The 24,955-nt window shown below is 53.9% G+C and carries 24 protein-coding genes; 6 read left to right on the top strand and 18 right to left on the bottom strand.

The window, feature by feature from the left end:
• Positions 1–49 precede the first annotated feature (49 nt).
• From nuoF to lrhA, 6 genes are all read right to left on the bottom strand, one after another.
• On the bottom strand, positions 50–1,387 hold the full coding sequence (gene nuoF, locus ACTJJI_RS07905) for an NADH-quinone oxidoreductase subunit NuoF (RefSeq protein WP_440653582.1): 1,338 nt from the start codon (positions 1,385–1,387) through the stop codon (positions 50–52).
• Entirely contained in the window at positions 1,384–1,884 is a 501-nt protein-coding gene (gene nuoE, locus ACTJJI_RS07900) for an NADH-quinone oxidoreductase subunit NuoE (protein ID WP_003861486.1), read from the bottom strand. Before nuoE ends, nuoF begins: the two co-directional genes overlap by 4 nt.
• Before the next feature lie 2 nt (positions 1,885–1,886).
• Positions 1,887–3,689 carry an NADH-quinone oxidoreductase subunit C/D gene (gene nuoC / locus ACTJJI_RS07895; protein WP_072095117.1) on the bottom strand — a complete coding sequence of 601 codons (1,803 nt, stop codon included), beginning with the start codon at positions 3,687–3,689 and terminating at the stop codon, positions 1,887–1,889.
• A gap of 89 nt (positions 3,690–3,778) precedes the next feature.
• Positions 3,779–4,453 carry an NADH-quinone oxidoreductase subunit NuoB gene (gene nuoB, locus ACTJJI_RS07890; RefSeq protein WP_003861482.1) on the bottom strand — a complete coding sequence of 225 codons (675 nt, stop codon included), beginning with the start codon at positions 4,451–4,453 and terminating at the stop codon, positions 3,779–3,781.
• Between the two features lie 15 nt (positions 4,454–4,468).
• Positions 4,469–4,909: an NADH-quinone oxidoreductase subunit NuoA gene (gene nuoA, locus ACTJJI_RS07885; RefSeq protein ID WP_014171000.1), complete on the bottom strand. Its 441-nt coding sequence runs from the start codon at positions 4,907–4,909 to the stop codon at positions 4,469–4,471.
• Positions 4,910–5,539: 630 nt separating this feature from the next.
• Positions 5,540–6,478 (bottom strand): transcriptional regulator LrhA, encoded by a 939-nt coding sequence (lrhA, locus tag ACTJJI_RS07880; RefSeq protein ID WP_014832761.1) that lies wholly within the window; start codon positions 6,476–6,478, stop codon positions 5,540–5,542.
• Between the two features lie 1,064 nt (positions 6,479–7,542).
• Between lrhA and alaA the strand changes: the two genes are divergently transcribed.
• Both alaA and yfbR read left to right on the top strand, forming a co-directional pair.
• Positions 7,543–8,757 (top strand): alanine transaminase AlaA, encoded by a 1,215-nt coding sequence (alaA, locus tag ACTJJI_RS07875; protein WP_014832762.1) that lies wholly within the window; start codon positions 7,543–7,545, stop codon positions 8,755–8,757.
• A 117-nt stretch (positions 8,758–8,874) separates the two neighbouring features.
• A complete protein-coding gene (yfbR, locus tag ACTJJI_RS07870; RefSeq protein ID WP_014832763.1) occupies positions 8,875–9,474 on the top strand; it encodes a 5'-deoxynucleotidase in 600 nt (199 codons plus the stop codon).
• Positions 9,475–9,527: 53 nt separating this feature from the next.
• Here yfbR and ACTJJI_RS07865 read toward each other — a convergent pair whose 3' ends face one another.
• The 4 genes from ACTJJI_RS07865 to yfbV form a co-directional block, all read right to left on the bottom strand.
• Positions 9,528–11,360 carry an SLC13 family permease gene (locus tag ACTJJI_RS07865; protein ID WP_196372647.1) on the bottom strand — a complete coding sequence of 611 codons (1,833 nt, stop codon included), beginning with the start codon at positions 11,358–11,360 and terminating at the stop codon, positions 9,528–9,530.
• A 75-nt stretch (positions 11,361–11,435) separates the two neighbouring features.
• On the bottom strand, positions 11,436–12,095 hold the full coding sequence (locus ACTJJI_RS07860) for a sugar phosphatase (protein ID WP_046888278.1): 660 nt from the start codon (positions 12,093–12,095) through the stop codon (positions 11,436–11,438).
• Between the two features lie 11 nt (positions 12,096–12,106).
• Positions 12,107–12,601: a YfbU family protein gene (locus ACTJJI_RS07855; RefSeq protein WP_014832766.1), complete on the bottom strand. Its 495-nt coding sequence runs from the start codon at positions 12,599–12,601 to the stop codon at positions 12,107–12,109.
• Between the two features lie 91 nt (positions 12,602–12,692).
• The gene (gene yfbV, locus ACTJJI_RS07850; RefSeq protein ID WP_014832767.1) at positions 12,693–13,148 is read right to left on the bottom strand and encodes a terminus macrodomain insulation protein YfbV; all 456 of its coding nucleotides are present in this window, start codon (positions 13,146–13,148) and stop codon (positions 12,693–12,695) included.
• A 336-nt stretch (positions 13,149–13,484) separates the two neighbouring features.
• Between yfbV and ackA the strand changes: the two genes are divergently transcribed.
• On the top strand, positions 13,485–14,687 hold the full coding sequence (ackA, locus tag ACTJJI_RS07845) for an acetate kinase (protein ID WP_013098115.1): 1,203 nt from the start codon (positions 13,485–13,487) through the stop codon (positions 14,685–14,687).
• 76 nt (positions 14,688–14,763) lie between these two features.
• Complete coding sequence (gene pta, locus ACTJJI_RS07840; protein WP_014832768.1) at positions 14,764–16,905, top strand: phosphate acetyltransferase; 2,142 nt, start codon at positions 14,764–14,766, stop codon at positions 16,903–16,905.
• A gap of 114 nt (positions 16,906–17,019) precedes the next feature.
• Here the strand turns inward: pta and ACTJJI_RS07835 are convergent, their stop codons facing one another.
• From ACTJJI_RS07835 to ACTJJI_RS07815, 5 genes are all read right to left on the bottom strand, one after another.
• Complete coding sequence (locus tag ACTJJI_RS07835) at positions 17,020–17,973, bottom strand: transketolase family protein (protein ID WP_050861144.1); 954 nt, start codon at positions 17,971–17,973, stop codon at positions 17,020–17,022.
• Positions 17,966–18,796, bottom strand: a complete 831-nt coding sequence (locus tag ACTJJI_RS07830) for a transketolase (protein ID WP_063424826.1) — start codon at positions 18,794–18,796, stop codon at positions 17,966–17,968. Before ACTJJI_RS07830 ends, ACTJJI_RS07835 begins: the two co-directional genes overlap by 8 nt.
• Positions 18,793–20,184 (bottom strand): PTS ascorbate transporter subunit IIC, encoded by a 1,392-nt coding sequence (locus ACTJJI_RS07825; protein ID WP_440653581.1) that lies wholly within the window; start codon positions 20,182–20,184, stop codon positions 18,793–18,795. The genes ACTJJI_RS07830 and ACTJJI_RS07825 overlap by 4 nt, the downstream gene beginning before the upstream one ends.
• A gap of 21 nt (positions 20,185–20,205) precedes the next feature.
• Positions 20,206–20,478 carry a PTS sugar transporter subunit IIB gene (locus ACTJJI_RS07820; RefSeq protein WP_014832772.1) on the bottom strand — a complete coding sequence of 91 codons (273 nt, stop codon included), beginning with the start codon at positions 20,476–20,478 and terminating at the stop codon, positions 20,206–20,208.
• An 80-nt stretch (positions 20,479–20,558) separates the two neighbouring features.
• Positions 20,559–21,002 (bottom strand): PTS sugar transporter subunit IIA, encoded by a 444-nt coding sequence (locus tag ACTJJI_RS07815; protein ID WP_014832773.1) that lies wholly within the window; start codon positions 21,000–21,002, stop codon positions 20,559–20,561.
• A 235-nt stretch (positions 21,003–21,237) separates the two neighbouring features.
• On the opposite strand from ACTJJI_RS07815, the gene ACTJJI_RS07810 reads away from it, so the two are divergent.
• Positions 21,238–22,257, top strand: a complete 1,020-nt coding sequence (locus ACTJJI_RS07810) for a LacI family DNA-binding transcriptional regulator (RefSeq protein ID WP_013098122.1) — start codon at positions 21,238–21,240, stop codon at positions 22,255–22,257.
• 3 nt (positions 22,258–22,260) lie between these two features.
• Here the strand turns inward: ACTJJI_RS07810 and yfcD are convergent, their stop codons facing one another.
• From yfcD to yfcF, 3 genes are read right to left on the bottom strand one after another with little or no spacing between them, the layout of a single operon-like run.
• Entirely contained in the window at positions 22,261–22,815 is a 555-nt protein-coding gene (gene yfcD, locus ACTJJI_RS07805; RefSeq protein ID WP_013098123.1) for an NUDIX hydrolase YfcD, read from the bottom strand.
• A 55-nt stretch (positions 22,816–22,870) separates the two neighbouring features.
• Positions 22,871–23,422: a phosphodiesterase gene (gene yfcE, locus ACTJJI_RS07800; protein WP_014832775.1), complete on the bottom strand. Its 552-nt coding sequence runs from the start codon at positions 23,420–23,422 to the stop codon at positions 22,871–22,873.
• Between the two features lie 55 nt (positions 23,423–23,477).
• A complete protein-coding gene (gene yfcF, locus ACTJJI_RS07795) occupies positions 23,478–24,122 on the bottom strand; it encodes a glutathione transferase (RefSeq protein WP_014832776.1) in 645 nt (214 codons plus the stop codon).
• 140 nt (positions 24,123–24,262) lie between these two features.
• Between yfcF and yfcG the strand changes: the two genes are divergently transcribed.
• Positions 24,263–24,892, top strand: a complete 630-nt coding sequence (yfcG, locus tag ACTJJI_RS07790; RefSeq protein ID WP_440653580.1) for a GSH-dependent disulfide bond oxidoreductase — start codon at positions 24,263–24,265, stop codon at positions 24,890–24,892.
• Positions 24,893–24,955: the final 63 nt, after the last annotated feature.

Genomic DNA, 24,955 nt, shown 5'->3' with positions numbered 1-24,955 from the left:
TGCTTCCAGTTGGCTCGGCCGAAACCGAGCGTTAATCAAAATTCTGTTTTTACCAGCGTGCTTTCAGCAGGTTCGGCTGAATACCATTGATGGAATGGGTATTGCTGAACGGCTGCTTGATGCCTGCTTCGAATTCGTCGCGGAAATATTTAATCGCGCTCTGCAGCGGCTCGACGGCACCCGGTGCGTGGGCACAGAAGGTTTTACCCGGCCCTAAGAATCGACACAGTTGCTCAAGTGTCTCGATATCACCAGGCTGGCCTTCGCCGCGTTCGATAGCACGCAGGATCTTCACGCTCCACGGCAGACCGTCACGGCACGGTGTACACCAGCCGCAGGACTCACGGGCGAAGAACTCTTCCAGGTTACGCACCAGCGATACCATGCCGATCTCATGGTCGACGGCCATCGCCAGCGCCGTACCCAGACGACTGCCTGCTTTACCAATGCTTTCGAACTCCATCGGCAGGTCAAGGTGCGCTTCGGTCAGGAAGTCTGTCCCTGCCCCACCCGGCTGCCAGGCTTTGAATTTCAGGCCATCGCGCATGCCACCGGCGTAGTCTTCAAGAATTTCGCGGGCGGTAGTACCGAACGGCAGTTCCCAGACGCCTGGGTTTTTCACACGGCCGGAGAAGCCCATCAGCTTGGTACCGGCATCTTTACTTGAGGAGATGCCCTGATACCACTCCACGCCGTTGGCGAGGATCGCCGGAACGTTACACAGGGTTTCGACGTTGTTAACACAAGTCGGTTTACCCCACACGCCGGAGCTTGCCGGGAACGGTGGCTTGGAACGCGGGTTCGCACGGCGGCCTTCCAGGGAGTTAATCAGCGCAGTCTCTTCACCGCAGATATAACGCCCAGCACCGGTGTGCACGAACAGCTCGAAGTCGAAGCCGGTACCGAGAATATTTTTACCCAGCAGGCCCGCTTCGGTCGCTTCGGCAATCGCGCGACGCAGGTTTTCAGCTGCTTCGATGTACTCACCGCGCAGGAAGATGTAACCACGGTACGCTTTCAGCGCGAATGCGGAGATCAGCATGCCTTCTACCAGCAGGTGCGGCAGCTGTTCCATCAGCAGACGGTCTTTATAGGTACCCGGCTCCATTTCATCCGCGTTACACAGCAGGTAACGGATGTTCATGGATTCATCTTTTGGCATCAGGCTCCACTTCAGACCGGTGGAGAAGCCCGCGCCGCCGCGGCCTTTCAGACCCGACTCTTTCACCGCGTTAACGATGTCGTCCGGTGCCATGCCGCCCAGGGCCTTACGCGCCCCGGCATAGCCGTTTTTGCTCTGGTATTCGTCGAGCCATACCGGCTGTCTGTCATCGCGCAGACGCCAGGTCAACGGATGCGTTTCAGCAGTACGAATTACAGTTTTCATTTGTACTGCTCCAGCAGGTCAGGAATGGCTTCCGGCGTCAGATGGCTGTGAGTATCCTCATCAATCATCATGGTCGGCCCCTTGTCGCAGTTACCCAGGCAGCAGGTTGGCAGCAGAGTAAAGCGACCATCGAACGTGGTCTGGCCCGGCTTGATATTGAGTTTCTTCTCAATCGCAGCCTGAATGCCCTGATAACCGGTAATGTGGCAGACAACGCTGTCACAGTAGCGGATCACATGGCGGCCTACCGGCTGACGGAAGATCTGGCTGTAGAACGTGGCTACGCCTTCTACGTCACTGGCCGGGATACCCAGCACTTCTGCGATCGCATAGATCGCCCCATCCGGCACCCAACCACGCTGTTTCTGTACGATTTTCAGCGCTTCAATGGACGCCGCACGCGGGTCTTCGTAGTGGTGCATCTCGTGCTCAATGGCGGCACGCTCTGCTTCACTCAGCTCAAAAGCCTCGGTTTGTGGTTGTTGATTCTCGTGCATAATTAGCGGTCCACATCTGACATAACAAAATCGATACTACCCAGATACACAATCAGGTCGGAGACCAGACTGCCGCGGATGGCGGACGGGATCTGCTGCAGGTGCGCAAAGCTCGGCGTACGCACGCGGGTACGGTAGCTCATGGTGCTGCCGTCACTGGTCAGGTAGTAACTGTTAATACCCTTGGTCGCTTCGATCATCTGGAAGGATTCTTGTGCCGGCATGACCGGGCCCCAGGAAACCTGCAGGAAGTGGGTGATCAGGGTTTCGATATGTTGCAGCGTGCGCTCTTTCGGTGGCGGCGTCGTCAGCGGGTGATCCGCTTTGAACGGGCCTTCCGGCATGTTGTTGAGGCACTGCTCAAGGATGCGCAGACTCTGGCGCAGCTCTTCGACTTTCAGCATCACACGGGTATAGCAGTCGGAAACTCCGCCGCCAACCGGGACTTCAAAGTCGAAGTTCTCATAGCCAGAGTAAGGACGCGCTTTACGCACGTCGAAATCAATACCGGTCGCGCGCAGACCTGCACCTGTGGTCCCCCACTCCAGCGCTTCTTTCGCGCCGTAGGCGGCAACGCCCTGGGAACGGCCTTTCAGGATGGTGTTACGCAGCGCGGCTTTCTCGTAAGAGGCCAGACGTTTCGGCATCCAGTCGAGGAATTCACGCAGCAGGCGGTCCCAGCCACGCGGCAGATCGTGTGCCACGCCGCCGATACGGAACCAGGCCGGGTGCATACGGAAACCGGTAATCGCTTCCACCAGATCGTAAATTTTCTGACGATCGGTAAAGGCGAAGAAGACCGGGGTCATCGCACCGACGTCCTGAATGAACGTGGAGATGTACAGCAGGTGGCTGTTAATACGGAACAGTTCTGACAGCATGACGCGAATCACGTTAACGCGATCCGGTACGGTGATGCCTGCCAGTTTCTCAACGGCCAGCACATAAGGCATTTCGTTTACGCAGCCGCCGAGATACTCGATACGGTCGGTATACGGAATGTAGCTGTGCCAGGACTGACGCTCGCCCATCTTCTCAGCACCACGGTGGTGGTAACCGATATCCGGAACACAGTCGACAATCTCTTCGCCATCAAGCTGAAGAATGATACGGAATGCACCGTGCGCAGACGGGTGGTTTGGACCGAGGTTGAGGAACATGAAATCCTCGTTTTCGGTCCCGCGCTTCATGCCCCAGTCTTCCGGCTTGAAGGTCAGCGCTTCCATCTCCAGATCCTGCTTGGCTTTGGTCAGCTCAAACGGATCGAATTCAGTCGCACGTGCCGGGTAGTCTTTACGCAGCGGGTGGCCGGTCCAGGTCTGCGGCATCATGATGCGCGTCAGATGCGGGTGGCCGTCGAAGGTCATGCCAAACATTTCCCAGGTTTCACGCTCATACCAGTTAGCGTTCGGGAAAAGTTTGGTGAGCGTCGGCAGATGCATGTCGTTTTCAGACAATGCCACCTTGAGCATGATATCCGTATTGCGGTCTATTGAGATCAGGTGGTAGAAAACGGAAAAATCCGCAGCAGGGAGACCCTGGCGGTGCGTACGCAGACGTTCATCCATGCCGTGTAAGTCAAACAGCATGACGTAAGGTTTTGGCAATTTCTTGAGGAAATCGACAACTTCCAGCAATTGTTCACGCTTCACCCAAACAACGGGTACCCCGGTGCGGGTCGCCTGAACAGTAAAGGCATCCGGCCCAAAACGGTTGCGCAGTTCGCCAATGACGGGGTCATCCAGATGATCCCGGGTCTGCCAGGCGGCTTCTTGCGCGGTTAAGTCGGTCATATTGTTCACCATTGCAAATGGTCCGTGGTGACTGTTAAGCCTGGCTTCGCGCTATTTGAGTAGTGATATGCGAAGGTGTTCTCCAGGCCCACAGGCGCAAATTAAATTTCGTCAGGCGTACGCAGGTTGGTGACGGCAATACGTTCACCACGTTTACGCTCGCGCTCAGACTGCATGTTCGCGCGATAGACACCCTGATCGCCAACAACCCACGACAGCGGGCGGCGTTCCTTACCGATAGATTCCTGCAGCAGCATCAGCGCCTGCATGTAAGCTTCCGGACGTGGCGGGCAACCTGGGATGTATACATCCACTGGAATAAACTTATCTACGCCCTGCACGACGGAATAAATGTCGTACATACCGCCAGAGTTTGCACATGCGCCCATGGAGATAACCCATTTTGGCTCCAGCATCTGGTCATAAAGACGCTGAATAACCGGTGCCATCTTGGTAAAGCACGTACCGGCCACCACCATCAGGTCAGCCTGACGCGGGGATGCACGCAATACCTCTGCCCCAAAACGCGCAACGTCATGCACCGCAGTGAATGACGTCACCATTTCAACGTAGCAGCAGGAAAGGCCAAAGTTGTAAGGCCAGATGGAGTTCTTACGACCCCAGTTGACCATATCGTGCATGGCATGTTCGAGTTTGCCCATGTACACGCTTTTATTGACTTCTTGCTCCAGGGGGTCGGTTACGATCTCCTGTTTTTGCAGGGGGTAACGGTCATTCTCACCGTTAGGATCTATGCGGGTGAGCGTATAATCCATCTTATTGCCTCGCTGTTACTGCTGACGATTAGAGATACTGTTTTCCGGGTTGATGTGTTCACGACGTGAACGCGCAGGCGTCCAGTCAAGCGCGCCAATACGCACCAGATAAACCAGACCGGCCAGTAGCACTAAAATGAAAATTGCGGCCTCGACAAAGCCTACCCAACCACTTTCGCGGATGGAGGTCGACCATGCGAAAAGGTAGAGCGCTTCCACGTCAAAGATGACGAAGAACATGGCTACCAGATAGAACTTGGCAGACAGGCGTAAGCGAGCGGAACCTACTGAATCAATACCTGATTCGAAAGGGGTGTTTTTGTGCCTTGCGCGGGCGCGACCGCCCAGGAACCAGCCGCCGACTAACATCAGGCAGCACAGGCCAATGGCTACAATAAGAAAGATTGCGAATGCCCAGTGATGAGCGATGACTTCTGTGGATGTTGACATACTCATTGCTTACTCATCAAAAGTGATACCGACGACACTGCTCTTGCTGGCAGATGGGCATCACATCGATTCATGGGGAGGAACAAATAACCTTACACTAACTGTCAGAAATGAGACATAGACAGCAAAATGATGGGGTTTTTTACTCCTTTCTATAACCTTTTGTCAACTTTAACAAAGGTTTCTTCACATTAAATTACATCGAGCGATTCTCATTAACATTTGGTGCCCTTTAACCCTGGTGGCTAGCTGACTTTCCGTCAAATGCATGTTGTTGAATCGTGTCCGTTTTGGAAGTAAAAAAAATAACCCTCCTATTTTGACAGGATTTGCCAACGATTCCTCCCCCCAAATAGGAGTATTTTCTTGATCTGAGACACGCTTTTGTTAATTCAACCAAGAAAACGGCAACATCTTTCCTGTTTTATTAACATGCCGGGGGCGGGAAGGAAGTGGGAAAAGAATTTGTTCAGACTTTAACCAACCCTTGTTTATTGATTGATAAATAAGGATTCTCATCCAATCCCCCTCTTTCCCGGAGGGAATTTGTGCAAAAAAAAAGCCACTCCAGGCGAAATTCGCGCGAGTGGCATTTTTTTACACTTACATTTTGTTACCAGAATTTTGAGTTCTCGATCACTCAAAATCACCTTCAACAATCAGGGAATCATCCCCCCCTTCGTGGGTAACATGCTCAAACTGCCATGGATTATGGTAGTTTTCCATTGCCTCGAACACCACTTTCGCCAGCTCGTTATTGCTGGACGTATTGTGGCACAGCAGATACTCCGTATCCGGCAGGACGGGAAGCCCATCGGATTTACCCAGCACACGCAGATCCGGGCTCATCATCTCCACCGGACGAGCGGTTACGCCCAGCCCGGCTTTCACGGCTGCGCGAACGGCAGGCAACGTGGAGGCCACATACGCCAGACGCCATGGAATGTTGGCTTCGTTGAGTGCCGACAACACCATATCGCGGAAAGGGCTCGGATCATCCAGTAATACCAGTGGAATAGGCTCACCTTGCTGGAGCACATATTCTGCCGCGCAATACCAGTGCGTAGGAGAAGTACGCAGCGTCAGGCAGTTAAATTGGCCGGGACGATGCGTGGTGACCACAAGGTCAACCTCATTCTCTTTTAACATCTCAATCATAAAAGCATTACGCTTCACGCTAACGTCCAGCGCAAGCTTCGGATAAACCGAACTAATTCGATTGAGAAGGAACGGCAATATAGTATCCGCTGACTCATCAGATGCACCTAACGTTAGCACCCCCTGAAGGTTGCTAAACATTAATGACATACATGCTTCGTCATTAAAGCGAAGAATTTTCCTGGCATAACCCAGAAGCTGAATACCGTGTTCCGTTAAGAGCTTATTACGCCCATGACGGGCAAAAAGCTCTTTACCAACCAGTTGTTCCAGACGCTGCATTTGCTGGCTGACGGCGGACTGGGTTCGGCAAACTGCGGCAGCAGCTGCTGCAAAAGTGTTGAGGTCGGCGACCGCAACAAACGTTCTCAGCAGATCGAGGTCGAGATTCATTATCGGACGATTTGCATTTATCATATCTATTCACTTTCAGGTTGCTCGTGCGGAGCTGCCCGGGTTGAAGCTGTGTGTAACAGTTAAGCAATTCCCTCTGAAGGTTTTCCCTCGCATCCCGGCCCGGCAGACTGCCTGACAGATAGTTATTGTGCTGCCTTAATACACGTCATCATTCAAGCTGTCGAGGCAAAGGCTACGTCTGCTTCCCCCATCACTAACGTGAGTAAGCGTCAGCGGATGCTCAGACTTGCCGCCATGATCCAGCGTGAATGATTTTGTGTATTTATCAACAGTCAGAAAGCACGTTTCATGACGTTATTTTTATTCTCTTAAACGTTCAGGATATTTAGATGTTCGCAGGTTAATGTAAATTACATTAAAGGTAAGACACCTTTTCTGCCATCTATATCGCAGCGCTGTCAACGTTGCAGGTTGTGCTTCGCACACTCCAGCCAGAGATAACTCCAACAATAACAATCAATTAATTCAGAAAACCAGGCTCAGATATACAAAACACAGGTATCTTTCCTCTGCTTTCCTTAAAGACATCTTAACCCAAATCCACTTTATTTATAAGTCTTATTGCAATATTGAGGATTAAAGGGTGTTGTTAAGCTTCTAAACTAATTTTATTAAAATTAACTAAAGTTGCATTTTGTTGGTTAATAATAAATAAATTTTAATTTAGATTAAGGCCATTCATTAATAACACTTAACATTATTTTCACATGAGTAACTTTTAACCAAAGCAGACTATTCCCGTGTTTTGTCCCGAAGCATTCAGGTTTTACGAAAAGTCACTCAGGTAAACTTTTGACTGAGCGCTGGCCCTCATTTTATTTTTTAAAGCACAATATGCAATAAATATCAAAATTCACAGCATGATAAGCCTAATTACTCAAATCATGCATTACTTTATACCATAAAATTTCGATGCAGGCAGCGTAATAGATTCTTCAGAAATGCATCCATTGCACAAAATCTTCTTCTGTTTACCCTTCAAAACGAAGCGAGGGGGGAGTACATTGTTCCGTGCTGACTTCCACGGCAGGGAGTGGCAATAATAGCGAAAAGGTTAAAGGTTCATGTCCCCTATCGAAAAATCCAGCAAGCTAGATAACGTCTGTTACGACATCCGTGGCCCGGTTCTCAAAGAGGCAAAACGCCTGGAAGAAGAAGGCAATAAGGTTCTGAAACTCAACATTGGTAACCCTGCGCCATTTGGTTTTGAAGCGCCGGATGAAATCCTGGTTGATGTGATCCGCAACCTGCCTACTGCGCAAGGCTACTGCGATTCAAAAGGACTTTACTCCGCACGCAAAGCCATTATGCAGCACTACCAGGCACGCGGAATGCGTGATGTTACCGTTGAGGATATTTATATCGGCAACGGCGTCTCTGAACTGATCGTGCAGGCCATGCAGGCCTTGCTGAACAGCGGTGACGAAATGCTGGTACCCGCTCCGGACTATCCGCTGTGGACGGCGGCCGTGTCACTTTCCAGCGGTAAAGCGGTGCACTATCTCTGCGATGAGTCTTCTGACTGGTTCCCGGATCTCGACGATATTCGTGCCAAAATCACCCCACGCACGCGCGGTATCGTGATCATCAACCCGAACAACCCAACGGGTGCAGTCTATTCAAAAGAGCTGCTGATGGAGATCGTGGAGATCGCCCGTCAGCACAACCTGATCATCTTTGCTGACGAAATTTACGACAAGATCCTGTATGACGCGGCGCAACACCACTCCATTGCAGCGCTGGCACCGGATCTGCTGACCGTCACCTTTAACGGCCTGTCTAAAACTTACCGTGTGGCCGGTTTCCGTCAGGGCTGGATGGTTCTGAACGGCCCGAAAAAACATGCCAGGGGTTATATTGAAGGGCTGGAGATGCTGGCCTCCATGCGTTTATGCGCCAACGTTCCGGCACAACATGCGATCCAGACGGCGCTGGGCGGCTACCAGAGCATCAGCGAGTTCATCGTGCCTGGCGGGCGCCTGTATGAACAGCGTAACCGCGCCTGGGAGTTGATCAACGATATCCCTGGCGTCTCCTGCGTGAAGCCAAATGGCGCGCTGTACATGTTCCCGAAAATCGACGCGAAGCGCTTCAATATCCACGATGACCAGAAAATGGTGCTTGATTTCCTGCTGCAGGAAAAAGTGCTGCTGGTTCAGGGCACCGCGTTCAACTGGCCATGGCCGGATCACGTCCGTATCGTGACGTTACCGCGCGAAGATGACCTCGAAATGGCCATCAGCCGCTTCGGACGATTCCTCTCCGGATACCACCAATAACATCATCTTTCTGCCGGGTAGCGCTGCGCTTACCCGGCCTCTAACTTCCGCAAATTTGCATCTTCCCTCCCCTCCCCGCACAATGAAGTTTGTCGCAGTGAAGACAAAAGGTAACCTATGAGTCAGAGTCATTTTTTTGCCCACCTTTCCCGCCTAAAACTCATCAACCGCTGGCCTTTGATGCGCAACGTGCGCACCGAAAATGTCTCAGAACATAGTCTGCAGGTTGCGATGGTCGCGCATGCGCTTGCCGCCATTAAGAACCGCAAATTCAACGGTCAGGTCAATGCGGAACGCATTGCCCTGCTCGCGATGTATCACGATGCCTCCGAGGTGCTGACCGGCGATCTCCCCACCCCGGTTAAATACTTCAACTCGCAGATTGCGCAGGAATATAAAGCCATCGAGAAGATCGCCCAGCAGAAGCTAATCGACATGGTGCCGGATGAACTGCGCGATGTCTTTGAGCCACTGATTGACGAACATCAGTACACCGAAGAGGAAAAGTCACTGGTGAAGCAGGCGGACGCGCTCTGCGCCTACCTGAAATGTCTGGAAGAGTTGTCTGCCGGGAATAACGAGTTTTTACTGGCCAAAACGCGTCTGGAGAAGACGCTGGAATCCCGCCGCAGCGAGGAGATGGATTATTTTATGCAGGTGTTTGTGCCGAGCTTCCATTTATCGCTGGATGAGATCAGCCAGGATTCTCCGTTGTAATTTTTCGCCGAGTAGCGGCTTCGCCTTACCCGGCCTACGTTTCTGCGCTCACGCTAAAACGGGAATAACACCGGGATCAGCACCACGCATACCAGCATCACCAGTATGGTGAACGGTACGCCAATCTTCACGAAATCGCTAAAGCGGTAATTCCCCGGCCCCAGTACCAGCGTGTTAACCGGCGAAGAGACCGGCGTCATAAACGCCGCAGAGGCCGCCATCGCCACCATCATCGCAAAGGGATACGGCGACACGCCCATGGATTTCGCCATCGCCAGCGCAATCGGGGCCATCAGTACTGCCGTGGCAGTATTGGAAATGAACAGCCCGATCGTGGCGCACATGACGAACAGGCACACCATCATCATGTACGGACCGTATCCCCCACCAACGTCCATAAGCCCTTTAACCACTAAATCCACCCCGCCGGTTTTTTGCAGGGCAAGGGCGAACGGCATCATCCCGACAATCAAAATGATGCTTGGCCAGTGAATCGCTTTATAGGCACTCTCGGCATCAATACAGCGAAATTTGCCCATCAACAGGCAGGCAATAATGGCCGCCACCGGATTTGGGATCTCGTCGGTAAGCATGAGCGCCACCATCAGCACCAGACAAAAAATGGCGTGAGGCGCCTGACTGTGGGCCGGAGAGGCATCGCTCTCCTCAACGGGCATGTTGAGAACGACGAAATCGCGGCCATTCTGACCGAGCTGGCTGATCAGCTTCCAGTTACCAACGACGAGAAAAATATCGCCTAACAGGATGGGCTCATCCACCACCGCCCCTTCCATTGCCACGCCATCACGCTTCAGGCCGACGACGTTCAGGCCATAGCGGGTACGGAACCCCATTTCACGCACGGTTTTACCCAACAATTCCGATTCCGGGATCAGCGACACTTCCGCCATACCCACATCGAGCGCCTGATCGGAGAAATATTCCCCGCGCAGCACCATCGGCTCCAGCATTTGCTCACTGCAAAACTCACGCAGATCCACCTCCGCGGTGGACATATCGATCAGCAGAACGTCACGCGCCCGGAATTCGGAGACCCCGTTCACGTTGACGATGACACGCCGAAAGCGACGCCAGCGCTCCACGCCGATCACGTTCGCACCATAACGTTCCCGCAACTTGAGATCATCCAGCCGCTGGCCGACCATCGGCGAGCCGGGACGAATGGCCAGACGGCGGGCGCGGCCGGCGAGACGGTACTCTTTGATCAAATCGCGAAACGTACGTCGTTTCCAGCCGTCTTTCGATTTATCCTGCTTCTCGCCTTTCAGAGCGAAGCGAGTCAGCAGCATATACACAACCCCCATCAACAAAATAACCAGCCCAAGCGGGGTGACGCTGAAGAAGCTAAAGCCCTCCAGCCCTTCACGTATCAGTTCGCTGTTGACCACCAGGTTCGGCGGCGTGGCCACCAGGGTCATCATGCCGCTGATAAGCCCGGCAAAGCTCAGGGGCATCATCAGGCGCGACGGTGACGTCTGCATTCGCATGGAGACACTCAACACCACCGGAATAAAGATGGCAACGACGCCCGTCGAACTCATAAACGCCCCCAGCCCGGCGACTGTCAGCATCAGATAGACCAGCATCTTGGTTTCGCTGTTGCCTGCTACCTTCACCAGCCATGACCCCACCAGCGTCGCCACGCCGGTTCGCACCAGGCCGTCGCCGATAATAAACAGCGCGGCAATCAAAATGACGTTGGGATCGCTAAACCCCGAAAAGGCTTCCGGCAGCGTGAGCGTACCGCTCAGCACAAACGCAACGATAACAAACAGAGCGACGGCATCCATGCGCACTTTGCCTGTAGCAAACAGAATGATGGCAATTAAAAGCAGGCTGAGAACCCAAATCAGTTCACCGTTCACAACATGTCCTTGTCAGAAAGAGAGGAAAAATTGTGCCATAAAAAAGCCCCAGCATCGTGGGGCTATGTCATGGGATTACATTTTTAGCGAGACGGTTACAATACCGTCTGGTGCCTTAGCGATATCAAGCGCGGTCAGCGTGTCGAGCACAAAGTCCGCCTCGTCCAGCCGGGGAGAATCGGCCGGAACGTTGACGGCAATAACGTGGCTGCCAGCGTTCAACCCGGCCAGCACGCCTGCTGCGGCATCTTCCACCACCACGCACTCCGCAGGGGGAAGGCCCAGCAGTTCTGCACCCAGTAAAAACGCATCAGGTTCCGGCTTTCCACGTTTGACGCGCTCAGCGGTAATGAACACCTCCGGCGTGGGTAAACCCGCCGCCTTATGACGGGCGTGGGCCACGGGAATGGAGCCGGAGGTAACAATGGCCCACGGTATTTGCGCTTCGTTCAGATGCTCAAGCAGTTCACGTGCACCGGGTAACGCGGTGATACCGTCCGTGTCCGTGGCTTCAATGTGTTCCAGATATTTGAATTCCGCCTGAATTTCGTCCTCAGAGCGTCCCGCCAGAAAATGCCGGAGCGAGGTTATGGCCTGTTTGCCGTGGATAAAATTCAGCACGTCCTGATGGTCGATGCCATGTCTGTCCGCCCAATGGCACCATGAACGCTCTACAACCGGTAGCGAATCCACCAGCGTACCGTCCAGATCAAACAGAAAACCTCTACACTGCACACGCACCTCCGTCAGGCATTAATGATTTGTTGAATTTCGTTGCTGCTTAAGTGGTACTGGCGCGGGCAGGCGTGCCATGCGCTCAGCATGCGCTGATACTTTTCCCACATGGGGGTCTGCGCGTTAAAGCCGTGGGTGCCCGCATCAAAGTGCGTATAGCGCCCTTCTGTATTCACCATAAAACGGACATAGCTCAGATAACGTGCTTCCGTCGCGGCATCAAAGCCTAAGAAAGTGACCCGGCGCTCGTCAATGGACTGCTGATCTTTGAGATTAGTCCATGACACATGCAGGGCGTGGTACATCTCCATAATGTCGATCACGATGCGGCAGGTTTCTTCTTTCAGCTCGCCAAAATCACGATCCAGTTCGCGCATCTGCAAACCAAAACCGCGTTCGACGATGGTCTGCAGGCGGCTGTAGCGCTCAGCGTTATCGGGATCAAGCATAGTCATCATCTTGTACTGGTTAGACAAAATCAGACGTTGAGCATGGGTCATTTCCATCTTTCGACTCCTGTAGCGCATGGCACTTAAAAAAAAGACACGGTAACGGTGTGTTACTGTGCCTTCTTTTATTCGTCGTTTCGATGATCAATCACAAATCATCGAGGAATGTTTTATCAAGTTGCTTAAAAGCTCGCTTAAGCGTGTCAGCCAGCGCCTGATAATCTGGCTTGCCTTCAACCGGAGCGAGCGCCTGACCGGCTTCTTCCAGTTTCCCGCGAACATCATAAAACCAGTGTAAAATAGAAGGCGGGAGTGGCGTAACAGAACGCTTACCTAACCACCACAGCCCCTGCATCGGCAGGCTTAACGCAAAAAGCGCCGTCGCGACGGCAGGGCCGAGCTGTCCGCCCAGCGCAATTTGCCAGCACAGGGTAAAGATGGCGACAGGTGGCATAAAACGAATCGCATAGCGCGTGGCGCGAATTGTGCGATTCTCAATGAACATGGGCGCAAGGCGTTTTTCCATCGGCCACGTCTTCGCGTAATGCTGTCCCCGACGAAACAGACTAAAAAAACTTACGGACGGGATCTCAGGTGTCGACATGGCATACCTCAACTTCACATATAAAAATTAAAATTTTCGTGCAAAACCACAACAAGCTATGACAACGTTCAAAATATTTTGTCATCACTACCCCGTATCGGGTATCCTGTGCCAGCCTGATAGGGCCATAGACGAGAATCGTTAACTCGTCAAATTATCGCATATTATGCCATTGTCTGAAAAATGTTCAAAATGGCATAAAATCATAGATATTTCTTCCATCCTGCCAGAATGTTCGTTTGGCATGATGTTAATCATAAATGTCTGGGTCAGCATGCGTTACGCTTTTAGACTCTTTGACGTTTTTTTAGCCACGTATCAATAATAGGTACTTCCATGTCGAGTAAGTTAGTACTGGTTCTGAACTGCGGTAGCTCCTCACTGAAATTCGCCATCATCGATGCGCTCAATGGTGACGAGTACCTCTCTGGTTTGGCCGAATGTTTCCATCTGCCTGAAGCACGTATCAAGTGGAAGATGGACGGCAGCAAACAAGAAGCGGCTTTAGGTGCAGGCGCCGCTCACAGTGAAGCGCTGAACTTTATCGTTAACACTATTCTGGCACAAAAACCAGAACTGTCTGCTCAGCTGACTGCGATTGGTCACCGTATCGTCCATGGTGGCGAGAAATACACCAGCTCCGTCGTGATCGACGACTCTGTTATCCAGGGCATCAAAGACTCAGCCTCTTTTGCTCCGCTGCACAACCCGGCGCACCTGATCGGTATCGCTGAAGCACTGAAATCCTTCCCGAATCTGAAAGATAAAAACGTGGCCGTGTTCGACACCGCGTTCCATCAGACCATGCCGGAAGAGTCTTACCTCTATGCCCTGCCGTACAGCCTTTACAAAGAGCACGGTGTTCGTCGCTACGGCGCACACGGCACCAGCCACTTCTATGTGACTCAGGAAGCGGCAAAAGTGCTGAACAAACCGGTTGAAGAAGTGAACATCATCACCTGCCACCTGGGCAACGGTGGTTCTGTTTCTGCTATCCGCAACGGTAAATGTGTTGATACCTCCATGGGTCTGACCCCGCTGGAAGGTCTGGTGATGGGTACCCGTTCCGGTGACATCGACCCGGCGATCATCTTCCACCTGCACGACACCCTGGGCATGAGCGTTGACCAGATCAACAAAATGCTGACCAAAGAGTCTGGCCTGCTGGGTCTGACCGAAGTCACCAGCGACTGCCGTTACGTTGAAGACAACTACGCAGAGAAAGAAGACGCAAAACGTGCAATGGACGTTTACTGCCACCGTCTGGCGAAATACATCGGCTCTTACACTGCGCTGATGGATGGCCGTCTGGACGCGGTTGTCTTCACCGGTGGTATCGGTGAGAACGCGGCAATGGTTCGCGAACTGTCCCTGGGCAAACTGGGCGTTCTGGGCTTCGAAGTTGATCACGAGCGTAACCTGGCTGCCCGCTTCGGCAAGTCTGGCTTCATCAACAAAGAAGGCACCCGCCCTGCTCTCGTTATCCCAACAAACGAAGAGCTGGTCATCGCGCAAGACGCGCACCGTCTGACTGCCTGATTCCACACCGCCAGCTATGCTGGCGGTGCTGTTTTGTCACCCGCCACAATCAGGCGGTAACGAAAGAGGATAAACCGTGTCCCGTACTATTATGCTGATCCCTACCGGAACCAGCGTCGGCCTGACCAGCGTCAGCCTTGGCGTGATCCGTGCTATGGAACGCAAAGGCGTTCGTCTGAGCGTCTTTAAGCCAATCGCCCAGCCACGTGCCGGTGGCGATGCGCCAGACCAGACCACCACCATCGTTCGTAAGAACTCCAATCTGCCAGCGGCTGAACCGCTGAAGATGAACCACGTTGAATCTCTGCTCTCCAGCAACCAGAAAGACGTGCTGATGGAAGAGATCATCGCCAACTACCACGCCAATACAAAAGACGCGGAAGTGGTGCTGGTTGAAGGCCTGGTTCCGACCCGCAAACACCAGTTTGCCCAGTCGCTGAACTTCGAAATTGCAAAAACCCTGAACGCCGAGATCGTCTTTGTGATGTCTCAGGGCACAGATACCCCAGAGCAGCTGAAAGAGCGTATCGAACTGACCCGCAGCAGCTTCGGTGGTACCAAAAACACCAACATCACGGGCGTAATCGTCAACAAACTGAATGCGCCTGTGGATGAGCAGGGCCGTACGCGTCCTGACCTGTCCGAGATCTTCGACGACTCTTCCAAAGCGAAAGTCATTAAAGTTGACCCGGCTAAACTGCAGGAATCCAGCCCGCTGCCGGTTCTGGGCGCGGTGCCGTGGAGCTTCGATCTGATTGCCACCCGTGCCATCGATATGGCGCGTCACCTGAACGCCACCGTGATCAACGAAGGCGACATCAATACCCGCCGCGTGAAATCCGTGACCTTCTGCGCACGTAGCATTCCACACATGCTGGAACACTTCCGTGCGGGTTCCCTGCTGGTGACCTCCGCAGACCGTCCAGACGTGCTGGTTGCTGCCTGCCTGGCCGCGATGAATGGCGTTGAAATCGGCGCTATCCTGCTGACCGGTGCTTACGAGATGGATCCACGCGTCAGCAAGCTGTGCGAACGCGCGTTCGCGACTGGCCTGCCGGTATTCATGGTCAACACCAACACCTGGCAGACCTCCCTGAGCCTGCAGAGCTTCAACCTGGAAGTGCCGGTTGATGACCACGAGCGTATCGAGAAGGTTCAGGAATACGTTGCAAGCTACATCAACGCTGACTGGATCGAATCCCTGACCGCAACCTCCGAGCGCAGCCGTCGTCTGTCTCCTCCGGCCTTCCGTTACCAGCTGACCGAGCTGGCGCGTAAAGCGGGCAAACGTGTTGTTCTGCCAGAAGGCGATGAACCACGTACCGTGAAAGCGGCTGCCATCTGTGCAGAGCGCGGCATCGCAACCTGTGTGCTGCTGGGTAACCCGGATGAGATCAACCGCGTTGCGGCGTCTCAGGGCGTTGAGCTGGGCGCTGGCATCGAAATCGTTGATCCAGACGTGGTTCGCGAAAGTTATGTTGCTCGTCTGGTTGAACTGCGTAAGAGCAAGGGCATGACCGAAGCCGTTGCGCGTGAGCAGCTGGAAGACAACGTGGTACTGGGTACGCTGATGCTGGAACAGGACGAAGTTGACGGCCTGGTGTCCGGTGCGGTTCACACTACCGCGAATACCATTCGTCCACCGCTGCAGCTGATCAAAACGGCTCCAGGCAGCTCTCTGGTTTCCTCCGTGTTCTTCATGCTGCTGCCTGAACAGGTTTACGTTTACGGCGACTGTGCGATCAACCCGGATCCAACTGCAGAGCAGCTGGCTGAGATCGCGATTCAGTCTGCGGACTCCGCGATTGCCTTCGGTATCGAACCGCGCGTCGCGATGCTCTCCTACTCCACCGGCACCTCTGGTGCAGGTAGCGATGTAGAGAAAGTGCGTGAAGCGACCCGTATTGCACAGGAAAAACGTCCTGATCTGATGATCGACGGCCCGCTGCAGTACGATGCCGCCGTAATGGCTGATGTTGCGAAATCCAAAGCGCCTAACTCTCCGGTTGCGGGTCGCGCTACCGTGTTCATCTTCCCGGATCTGAACACCGGTAACACCACCTACAAAGCGGTACAGCGTTCTGCCGACCTGATCTCCATCGGGCCAATGCTGCAGGGTATGCGCAAACCTGTGAACGACCTGTCCCGTGGCGCGCTGGTAGACGATATCGTCTACACCATCGCATTGACCGCGATCCAGTCTTCACAGCAGCAGTAAATAAGGTCTTGCCGGATGGCGCTTCGCTTATCCGGCCTACAGGACCGTAGGCCCGGCAAGCGCTAGCGCCACCGGGCAACAAAAAGGCGACCACTCACGGGTCGCCTTTTTTATTTACAGCAGCTCCCGCGCCGCCGATACAATGTCGTGTGCCGTCAGGCCATACTCCTTCTGCAGGAACTCCTGCGTCCCTACCTGGCCGTAACGCTCTTTCACGCCCACGCGACGCATCGGTACCGGGCAGGTCTCCACCAGCACTTCCGCCACCGCCGAGCCCAGCCCGTTGTGAATGCTGTGGTTTTCGCAGGTCACGATCCGCCCGGTTTTCTCGGCGTAGTTTTTCACCAGCATCCGGTCGATGGGCTTGAGGGTGAACATGTCTATCACTGCTGCGCTAACGCCCTCCTGCTCAAGCTGACGGGCCGCTTCCAGCGCTTCGGCCACCATAATGCCGTTGGCAATCAGGGTAATGTCGCTTCCTTCGCGCAGCACATTGCCTTTGCCGATGGTAAACGTTGAACCCGGGGCATACACGCTCGGCGCCTGTTTACGGATAGTACGTACCCAGTAGAACCCGTCGAGGTCGATAAGCTGACACAGTATGTCTTCAAACATCACCGCGTCGGTCACCTCCAGCACCACCGAATGCGCCAGGCCACGCACAATACCCATATCCTCAAACGACATGTGCGTGCCGCCGTTATGGCAGGCCGTCACGCCCGCATCCGAAGCAATGACCTTCACGTTATTGCGCTGGTAGTCCAGGGACATAAACAGCTGGTCGAAGCAGCGACGGCTGGCAAACGCGGTAAAGGTGTGGACAAACGGCTTACGGCCGGTGAGCGACAGCCCTGCCGCGGTACCGATCACGTTGGCCTCCATAATGCCGCAGTTGATCACGTGCTGCGGATAATCACGTGCCACGCCATCCATCGCCATGGAGCTCATCAGATCCGCCTCCAGGGCGATAATCTCGCTCCCGGCCTCAATCTGTTTCGCCACAAAACCGGCGTAAACCTTACGCATTTCTATGGCATCTTTCTGTCCTGCAGGTGCAACCTTAATCATGAGTTACCTCCAGCTGGCGGATCGCCTCGTTGAGGGCCGCTTTGCTCTCTGCTGTCAATCGCAGGTGGTGCGAGTTACCCAGCTGTTCCAGATACGCCACCCCCTGTCCTTTGATGCTGTCGAGGATCACCACCCGCGGACGCGCATCCGCTGGCGGAACCGGTGCAGTGACCTTCAGCAGTGCCGGTATGTCATCTCCTTTCACCGTTACCACGTCAAAACCAAAGGCGCGGAATTTCCCTTCCAGGTCAAACGCGCAGATGATCTCATCCAGCTCGCCATCGAGCTGCTGCTTATTCCAGTCTACAAATACCGTCAGGTTGTTCAGACGATGGTGGGCTATAAACTGGAACGCTTCCCAGCACTGCCCTTCGTTCAGCTCGCCGTCACCGACGATGCAAAAGACCCGATTTGACCGCCCGGCCAGCTTGTGCGACAGCGCCATGCCACCCGCGATGGAGATCCCCTGGCCAAGCGAACCGGTCGTGGCATCCACACCGCGTGTTTTTAGCCGGTCCGGATGGCTTGGCAGGCGCGTTCCGTTCTGGTTAAGCGTGCTCAGCTCTTCCATCGGGAAATAGCCTTTAATCGCCAGCGTACTGTACAGGGCCGGTCCCGCATGGCCCTTCGACAGGACAAAGTCGTCTCGTTCAGGCCAGTCCGGGTCTGCCGGGTCAATTTTCATTACCGCGCCGTACAGTACAGCCAGGGTTTCGACGACCGACATACTGCCGCCGTAGTGACCAAATCCCAGTTGCGTCAGCGATTTCAGGGTCTCGAGTCGAATTTGACGCGCCAGTTCGGTTATCTCATTCTCATTCATGATTTGGCTCCGGTGTTTTCCTGCGCATTACCACCCGCAGATTTGTTTTTCGCGAACACGTTGTACGCCACCAGCAGCGCGAACAACGCAACGACAAGCCCGGTGATGGCCAGCGGTGACAGGAAGCGCGCCAGGTTGCCAAGCACAATCCCGACGGCGCCGAAGTCAGCGTCCGAGAACGTGGTGTTGGCAAAGCCAATGGCTCCCAGCACAGGCAGCAACAGCACCGGCAGGAAGGTGATTAAAAGCCCGTTGGCAAAAGCGCCAATCATTGCCCCGCGACGTCCACCGGTGGCGTTACCAAACACGCCCGCGGTTGCGCCGGTGAAGAAGTGCGGCACCACGCCTGGCAGGATCAGCACCCAGTTAAACTGGCCGCAGATAATTAACCCCACAATCCCCCCGAGGAAACTGAACAGGAAGCCAATCAGCACCGCGTTGGGCGCATACGGATAGACCACCGGGCAGTCCAGGGCCGGACGCGCATTGGGCACCAGTTTTTCGGAGAAACCGGTAAAGGCCGGGACGATTTCTGCCAGAATTAAACGTACGCCCTGCAGGATGATGAACACCCCTGCGGCGAAGGTGATTGCCATGATAATGGCGTAGACCAGGTAGTTCTGACCGCCGCTGAAGGTAGCCTCGACGTACTCACGCCCGGCGCTCACCGCCATGATCAGGTAGATAATCGTCATGGTCAGAGAGATGGAGATCGAACTGTCGCGCAGGAAGCTCAGGTTCTTCGGCAGGTTCATCTCTTCGGTTGAACGTGAACCTTTGCCGACCTTGCTGCCAATCCAGCCGGACAGCACATAGCCCAGGGTGCCGAAGTGGCCGAAAGCAATATCATCGTTGCCGGTAATGCGCTTCATATAACGCTGCGCAATCGCCGGGAAGAAGGCCATGACCAGCCCGAGGATCAGCGACCCTGTAAAGACCAGCCCTACCCCTTCAAAGCCCGCAACCGTGAGGATCACCCCAATCATGCACGCCATGTAGAAGGTGTGATGCCCGGTCAGGAAGATGTACTTCAGTCGGGTAAAGCGGGCGACGATGATATTTGCCACCATGCCGAACGCCATAATCAGCGCGGTCGAAGCACCGTATTTTTCCAGGGCAATGGAAACAATCGCTTCATTATTGGGAATAATGCCCTGGATATTAAAGGCGTGTTCAAACATACCGCCTAACGGATTTAATGACCCCACCAGCACCGTGGCGCCGCCGCCCAGAACAATAAAGCCAAGAATCGTTTTAATTGTGCCTTTTACGACATCAGAAAATGCTTTTTTCTGCGCAACCAGACCAATTAAGGCAATTAACCCCACCAGTACTGACGGGACTTTTAAAATATCAACAACGAAATTCAGCGTTTCAAGGATAAACATATCCACCTCGCCTTATCAGGGTTATTGTCTTTCGAACCAGGCGCGCAGCTGCGCTTCGAGTTCGTTGATATCGATGATGTTGTTGATCACCACCAGCTGGCTTTCCGGCACGCTGGCGCTGGCGGCAATATCTTTCGCCATCACGAACAGATCGGCCGCACCGGGCGTGGCTGATGAGAGATCGGAGTGCTCAACCTCGGCGTCAATATCCAGCTTCTTGAGCACTTTTTTAATATTCATTTCGACCATAAAACTACTGCCCAGGCCAGAACCGCAAATAGCCATGATTTTCATTGTTGTCCCCTTTTTTTGCGTAGAGTATGTCCCATCACGCTTGCGCGTAATGTTGTGACAAGTCGGATTAAATAATTAAATCAGAAGCGGTCGATTACCGTTTTTATTTCCTCCAGGGTATTCGCCTGATGTAATTCAGCCATGTCCTCATCGCTTGAGAATAATTCGGCCAGCGCGGAGATCATTTCGATATGGCTATGTTTATCCGGTGCCGCCAGCATGACGATCACATCAACAGGATCGAATTCGCCCGCACCGAATGAAACGCCCTTCCTGAGTTTTAATAATGAGAGGCCCAGTCCTTTCGCCCCCTCTTCCGGCCGCGCATGCGGCATGGCCAGCCCTGGTGCCAGCACATAATAGGGTCCTAAAGTGTGGTGCTGCTCAATGATGGCCGTCACGTACTCCGGCGCAATGACCTGCAGCTCCAGCAACGGTTTCGCGCACATCTCCAGCGCCTGCGGCCAACTCTCAACGCTATCCTGCAGCGTGATGGTTGTATCATATATCCACTTTTTCAGCATTTTCCCTCCCGACACTGCGCTAAAGATGAGCAAACTTTATTCAACGCATAACGAATTGACTGCGATCGGGATCACAAAGATAGCGCTACCAAGATCTAACATTCAGAAATGTGATAGCGCTATCAAATTGACATCCTGGCGCGAAATCACAGCAAAAAAAGGGATTTAAGGCGTATACTGCCTGTCACGTGAAGCGAAGGATGAAATGAGTGGCGTCCTGTCAGCAGGAAGGTGTATGTCTCTAACCCGAAAACGACGCAGTACCGGTAAAGTGACACTTGCCGATGTCGCACAGCTTGCCGGTGTGGGCACAATGACCGTGTCCCGTGCTCTCCGCACGCCTGAACAGGTTTCCGATAAACTGCGAGAAAAAATAGAAGCCGCGGTACAAGAGTTAGGCTATATGCCCAACCTTGCTGCCAGCGCGCTGGCTTCGGCCTCGTCATGGACCATCGCGATGGTCGTTCCCAATCTTTCCGAAGCCGGTTGTTCAGAGATGTTCGCCGGGCTCCAGCAGGTGCTGCAGCCTGCCGGATATCAGATCATGCTGGCCGAATCCCAGCATCGTCTTGAACAGGAAGAGAAATTACTGGAAACGCTGCTGGCGTCGAATATCGCCGCCGCGATTTTGCTCAGCGTTGAACATACTGACACCGTGCGCCATTGGCTGAAGAACGCCTCGATTCCGGTCATGGAAATGGGGGCCATGCGCGCCGATCCCATTGATATGAACATCGGGATTGATAACGTCGCGGCCATGTATGAACTCACGGAAATGGTTATTAAACGCGGCTACCAGAACATCGGCCTGCTGTGTGCCAACCAGGAGCAGTGGATATTCCAGCAGCATTTGCAGGGCTGGTACAAAGCGATGCTGCGCCACCATATGTCGCCTAACCGGGTGATAAATGCCGCCATGCCGCCGAGTTTTTCTACGGGGGCCGCACAACTTCCTGAATTTCTGCTGGCGTGGCCGGAGCTGGATGCACTGGTTTGCGTCTCAGATGAACTGGCCTGTGGCGCGCTGTACGAATGCCAGCGCAGGCGTATCAAGGTGCCGGACGATCTGGCCGTGGTCGGGTTTGGCGACAGCGACGTCAGCCGTGTCTGTCAGCCGCCGCTGACGACGATGGCAGTGCCCCATCGTAAGATTGGTATTGAAGCGGGACGTGCATTACTGGAACGTCTGAATGACGGAGACTGGCGCGATCAGAAACCCATCGCATCCAGTCTGTGTCTGAGGGAGAGCTGCTAAGGCTTATTCAGCCTCTTCTTCTTTCTCGGATTTGGTCGATTCATTTTTGGCGTTGCGGGTCATCCACAGCGCCAGTGCTTTTAACGAATCCGGCGTGAACTCGTCACAACGCGCGGTGATCTCTTCCGGCGTCATCCAGCTCACTTCGCTCACTTCTTCTTCCTGCAGGGCGAACGGCCCGTGGGAAACGCAGCTAAACAGCCCGCCCCAGACGCGGCAATGTTCGTCTTCGAAATAGAACTGACCATGTTCGGCAAACGGTACGCCCGCAATGCCTAACTCTTCTTCCGCTTCACGGCGTGCGGAATCCAGCAGGACCTCATCCGCCTGAACGACACCGCCCGCAGTGGCATCCAGCATACCAGGGAGAAAATCTTTGGTGTCCGTGCGGCGTTGAACCAAAATTTTGCCCATGCCGTCATGAACAACAATGTACGTCGCACGATGACGCAGGCGTTCAGCGCGCATTTGTTCGCGGCTGGCCTGCGCGATCACTTCATTCTCTTCGTTGACAATGTCAACCCACTCTGTACTTGCCAAATGACTCTGCTCCACCATCGGGAAACCTTCTCGTCTAAGCGCTCTTACGGCGCGTTTACAGTTGAGGTGTAACTTACGGATTAATCGCTACCTGTGCAATAACTTGCTGATCATTAAGTGCGATAACGCTTAACGTATTCTCATCAAGCATGCCATAGCTCGCCGGGTATCCGCCTTTCGGGATGCTGACCGAACCGGGATTGAAGTGATAAATCTCCCCGCGTTTTTCTGCTACCGGAATATGAGTATGACCGTAAACCAGGACATCGCCAGCGGCCAGCGCCGGGAGATTATCCGGGCTAAAAAGATGACCATGGGTGAGGAACAGACGGCATTTTTCCAGCAGCACCTGTTGCCACGGAGCGGTCATGGGGAAGTGCAGCAGCATCTGGTCCACTTCGCTGTCGCAGTTACCGCGCACGGCGATAATGCGCGAGGCATACGGGTTGAGTTTTTCCGCCACCTGCGCAGGGGCATAGCCTTCCGGCAATGCGTTACGTGGGCCATGGTTCAACACGTCACCCAGAATAACCAGCCACTGCGCCCCACTTTGTGCAAACAGGGAAAGAACCCGCTCGGTCGCGGGCAGCGATCCATGGATATCCGACGCAAACATCAGTTTCATCAGTCACTCCTCAGAAAACAGACTGCCCTTATCATACCTTATGCGCCAGGGCTTATCAGCCGACGCGCTTAGCGGAGAGTGCCACATAGCGCTGCACCGATGCACGTTGCCACTGGAAAGTGGCATAATCCACCAGCAGCTGGGGCACCGCATCGCCGTTAAGGATCAAGCGGTTCAGCATCAGCGCAAGGTCGGTATCGGCAATACACCACTCGCCAAACAGGTTTGGGTTACCGTGAGCCAGCAGCGAGGTGGCGGTGTCAATCAGCTTTTGCGCGCTCAGCGCCCCCTCAGTACTCAGGGTGGGCTTTTTCACACCCGCAAATACCACATCCGTGGAGCGTTCAACGCGAATCGGCACCAAATCGCTGCGTAGCCACGCCTGGATTTGCCGTGCCCGGGCCCGCTTTTGCAGATCGTGAGGATAAATACGCTCCCACTCTGGTGGCGCGAACCGATCTTCCAGGTATTCATCGATCGCCGACGATTCGCTCAGGGCGAAACCATCAATGTCCAGTACCGGCACGCGCCGCGTCAGATCGTAGCCCTGCCACTGCGGTTTCAGGTGTTCACCGCCGTCCAGATCAACGGTTTTCAGGCTAAATGACAGCCCTTTTTCCGCCAGCGCCACGTACACGCTCATGACATAGGGTGAAAAGAATTGGGCATCGGACCACAACGTGATTACAGGCTGGTTCATAACATCCTCATCGGCTGATCGGTATTCACTCAACATATATTCTCTTTGCGTCGCTGTCACTTGATGAAAACTCACGATTTACAACAACCACCTATACTCATTGGTCATGGCATTACACTTCACACTGACAGGAGTTGAGAATGATCGACCTTTACTATGCCCCTACTCCAAACGGCCATAAGATCACCCTTTTTCTTGAAGAAGCCGAGCTGGATTACAGGATCATTCGCGTGGATATCAGCAAAGGCGATCAGTTCAGGCCTCTCTTTCTGGCCATCTCACCAAACAATAAAATCCCGGCCATCATCGATAACCTGCCAGCCGATGGCGGCAAACCGTTGAGCCTGTTTGAATCCGGGGAGATTTTGCTCTATCTGGCGGAGAAAACCGGCAAACTGCTGAGCGGTGAACTGCGCGAACGTCACCACACGCTGCAGTGGCTGTTCTGGCAGGCAAGCGGCCTGGGGCCGATGCTGGGGCAGAACCACCACTTTACCGCTTACGCCCCTCAGCCTATCCCTTATGCCATAGAGCGCTATCAGGTGGAGACGCAGCGCCTGTACGGTGTGTTGAACCACCGGCTGGAGAAAACGCCGTGGCTCGGCGGCGATCACTACAGTATCGCCGATATCGCCTCCTGGCCGTGGGTGAATACCCATGAACGCCACCGCATTGATTTAGCGTCTTATCCGGCAGTCAACAACTGGTTTGAGCGCATCCGTACCCGCCCGGCGACCGAGCGTGCAATGAAAAAAATCCACGAGATTTAGGCCTGCGCCCGATTGGGCGCCTGTCAGGCTCTCATGTATTATGGGGAGGAAATACTGACACGG

The sequence above is a fragment of the Enterobacter sp. 22466 genome, from assembly GCF_052044775.1.
Lineage (GTDB): Bacteria > Pseudomonadota > Gammaproteobacteria > Enterobacterales > Enterobacteriaceae > Enterobacter > Enterobacter dissolvens.
The sequence above is the reverse complement of the archived record's forward strand: the minus strand, read 5'-3'. Positions and strand labels throughout refer to the sequence as shown.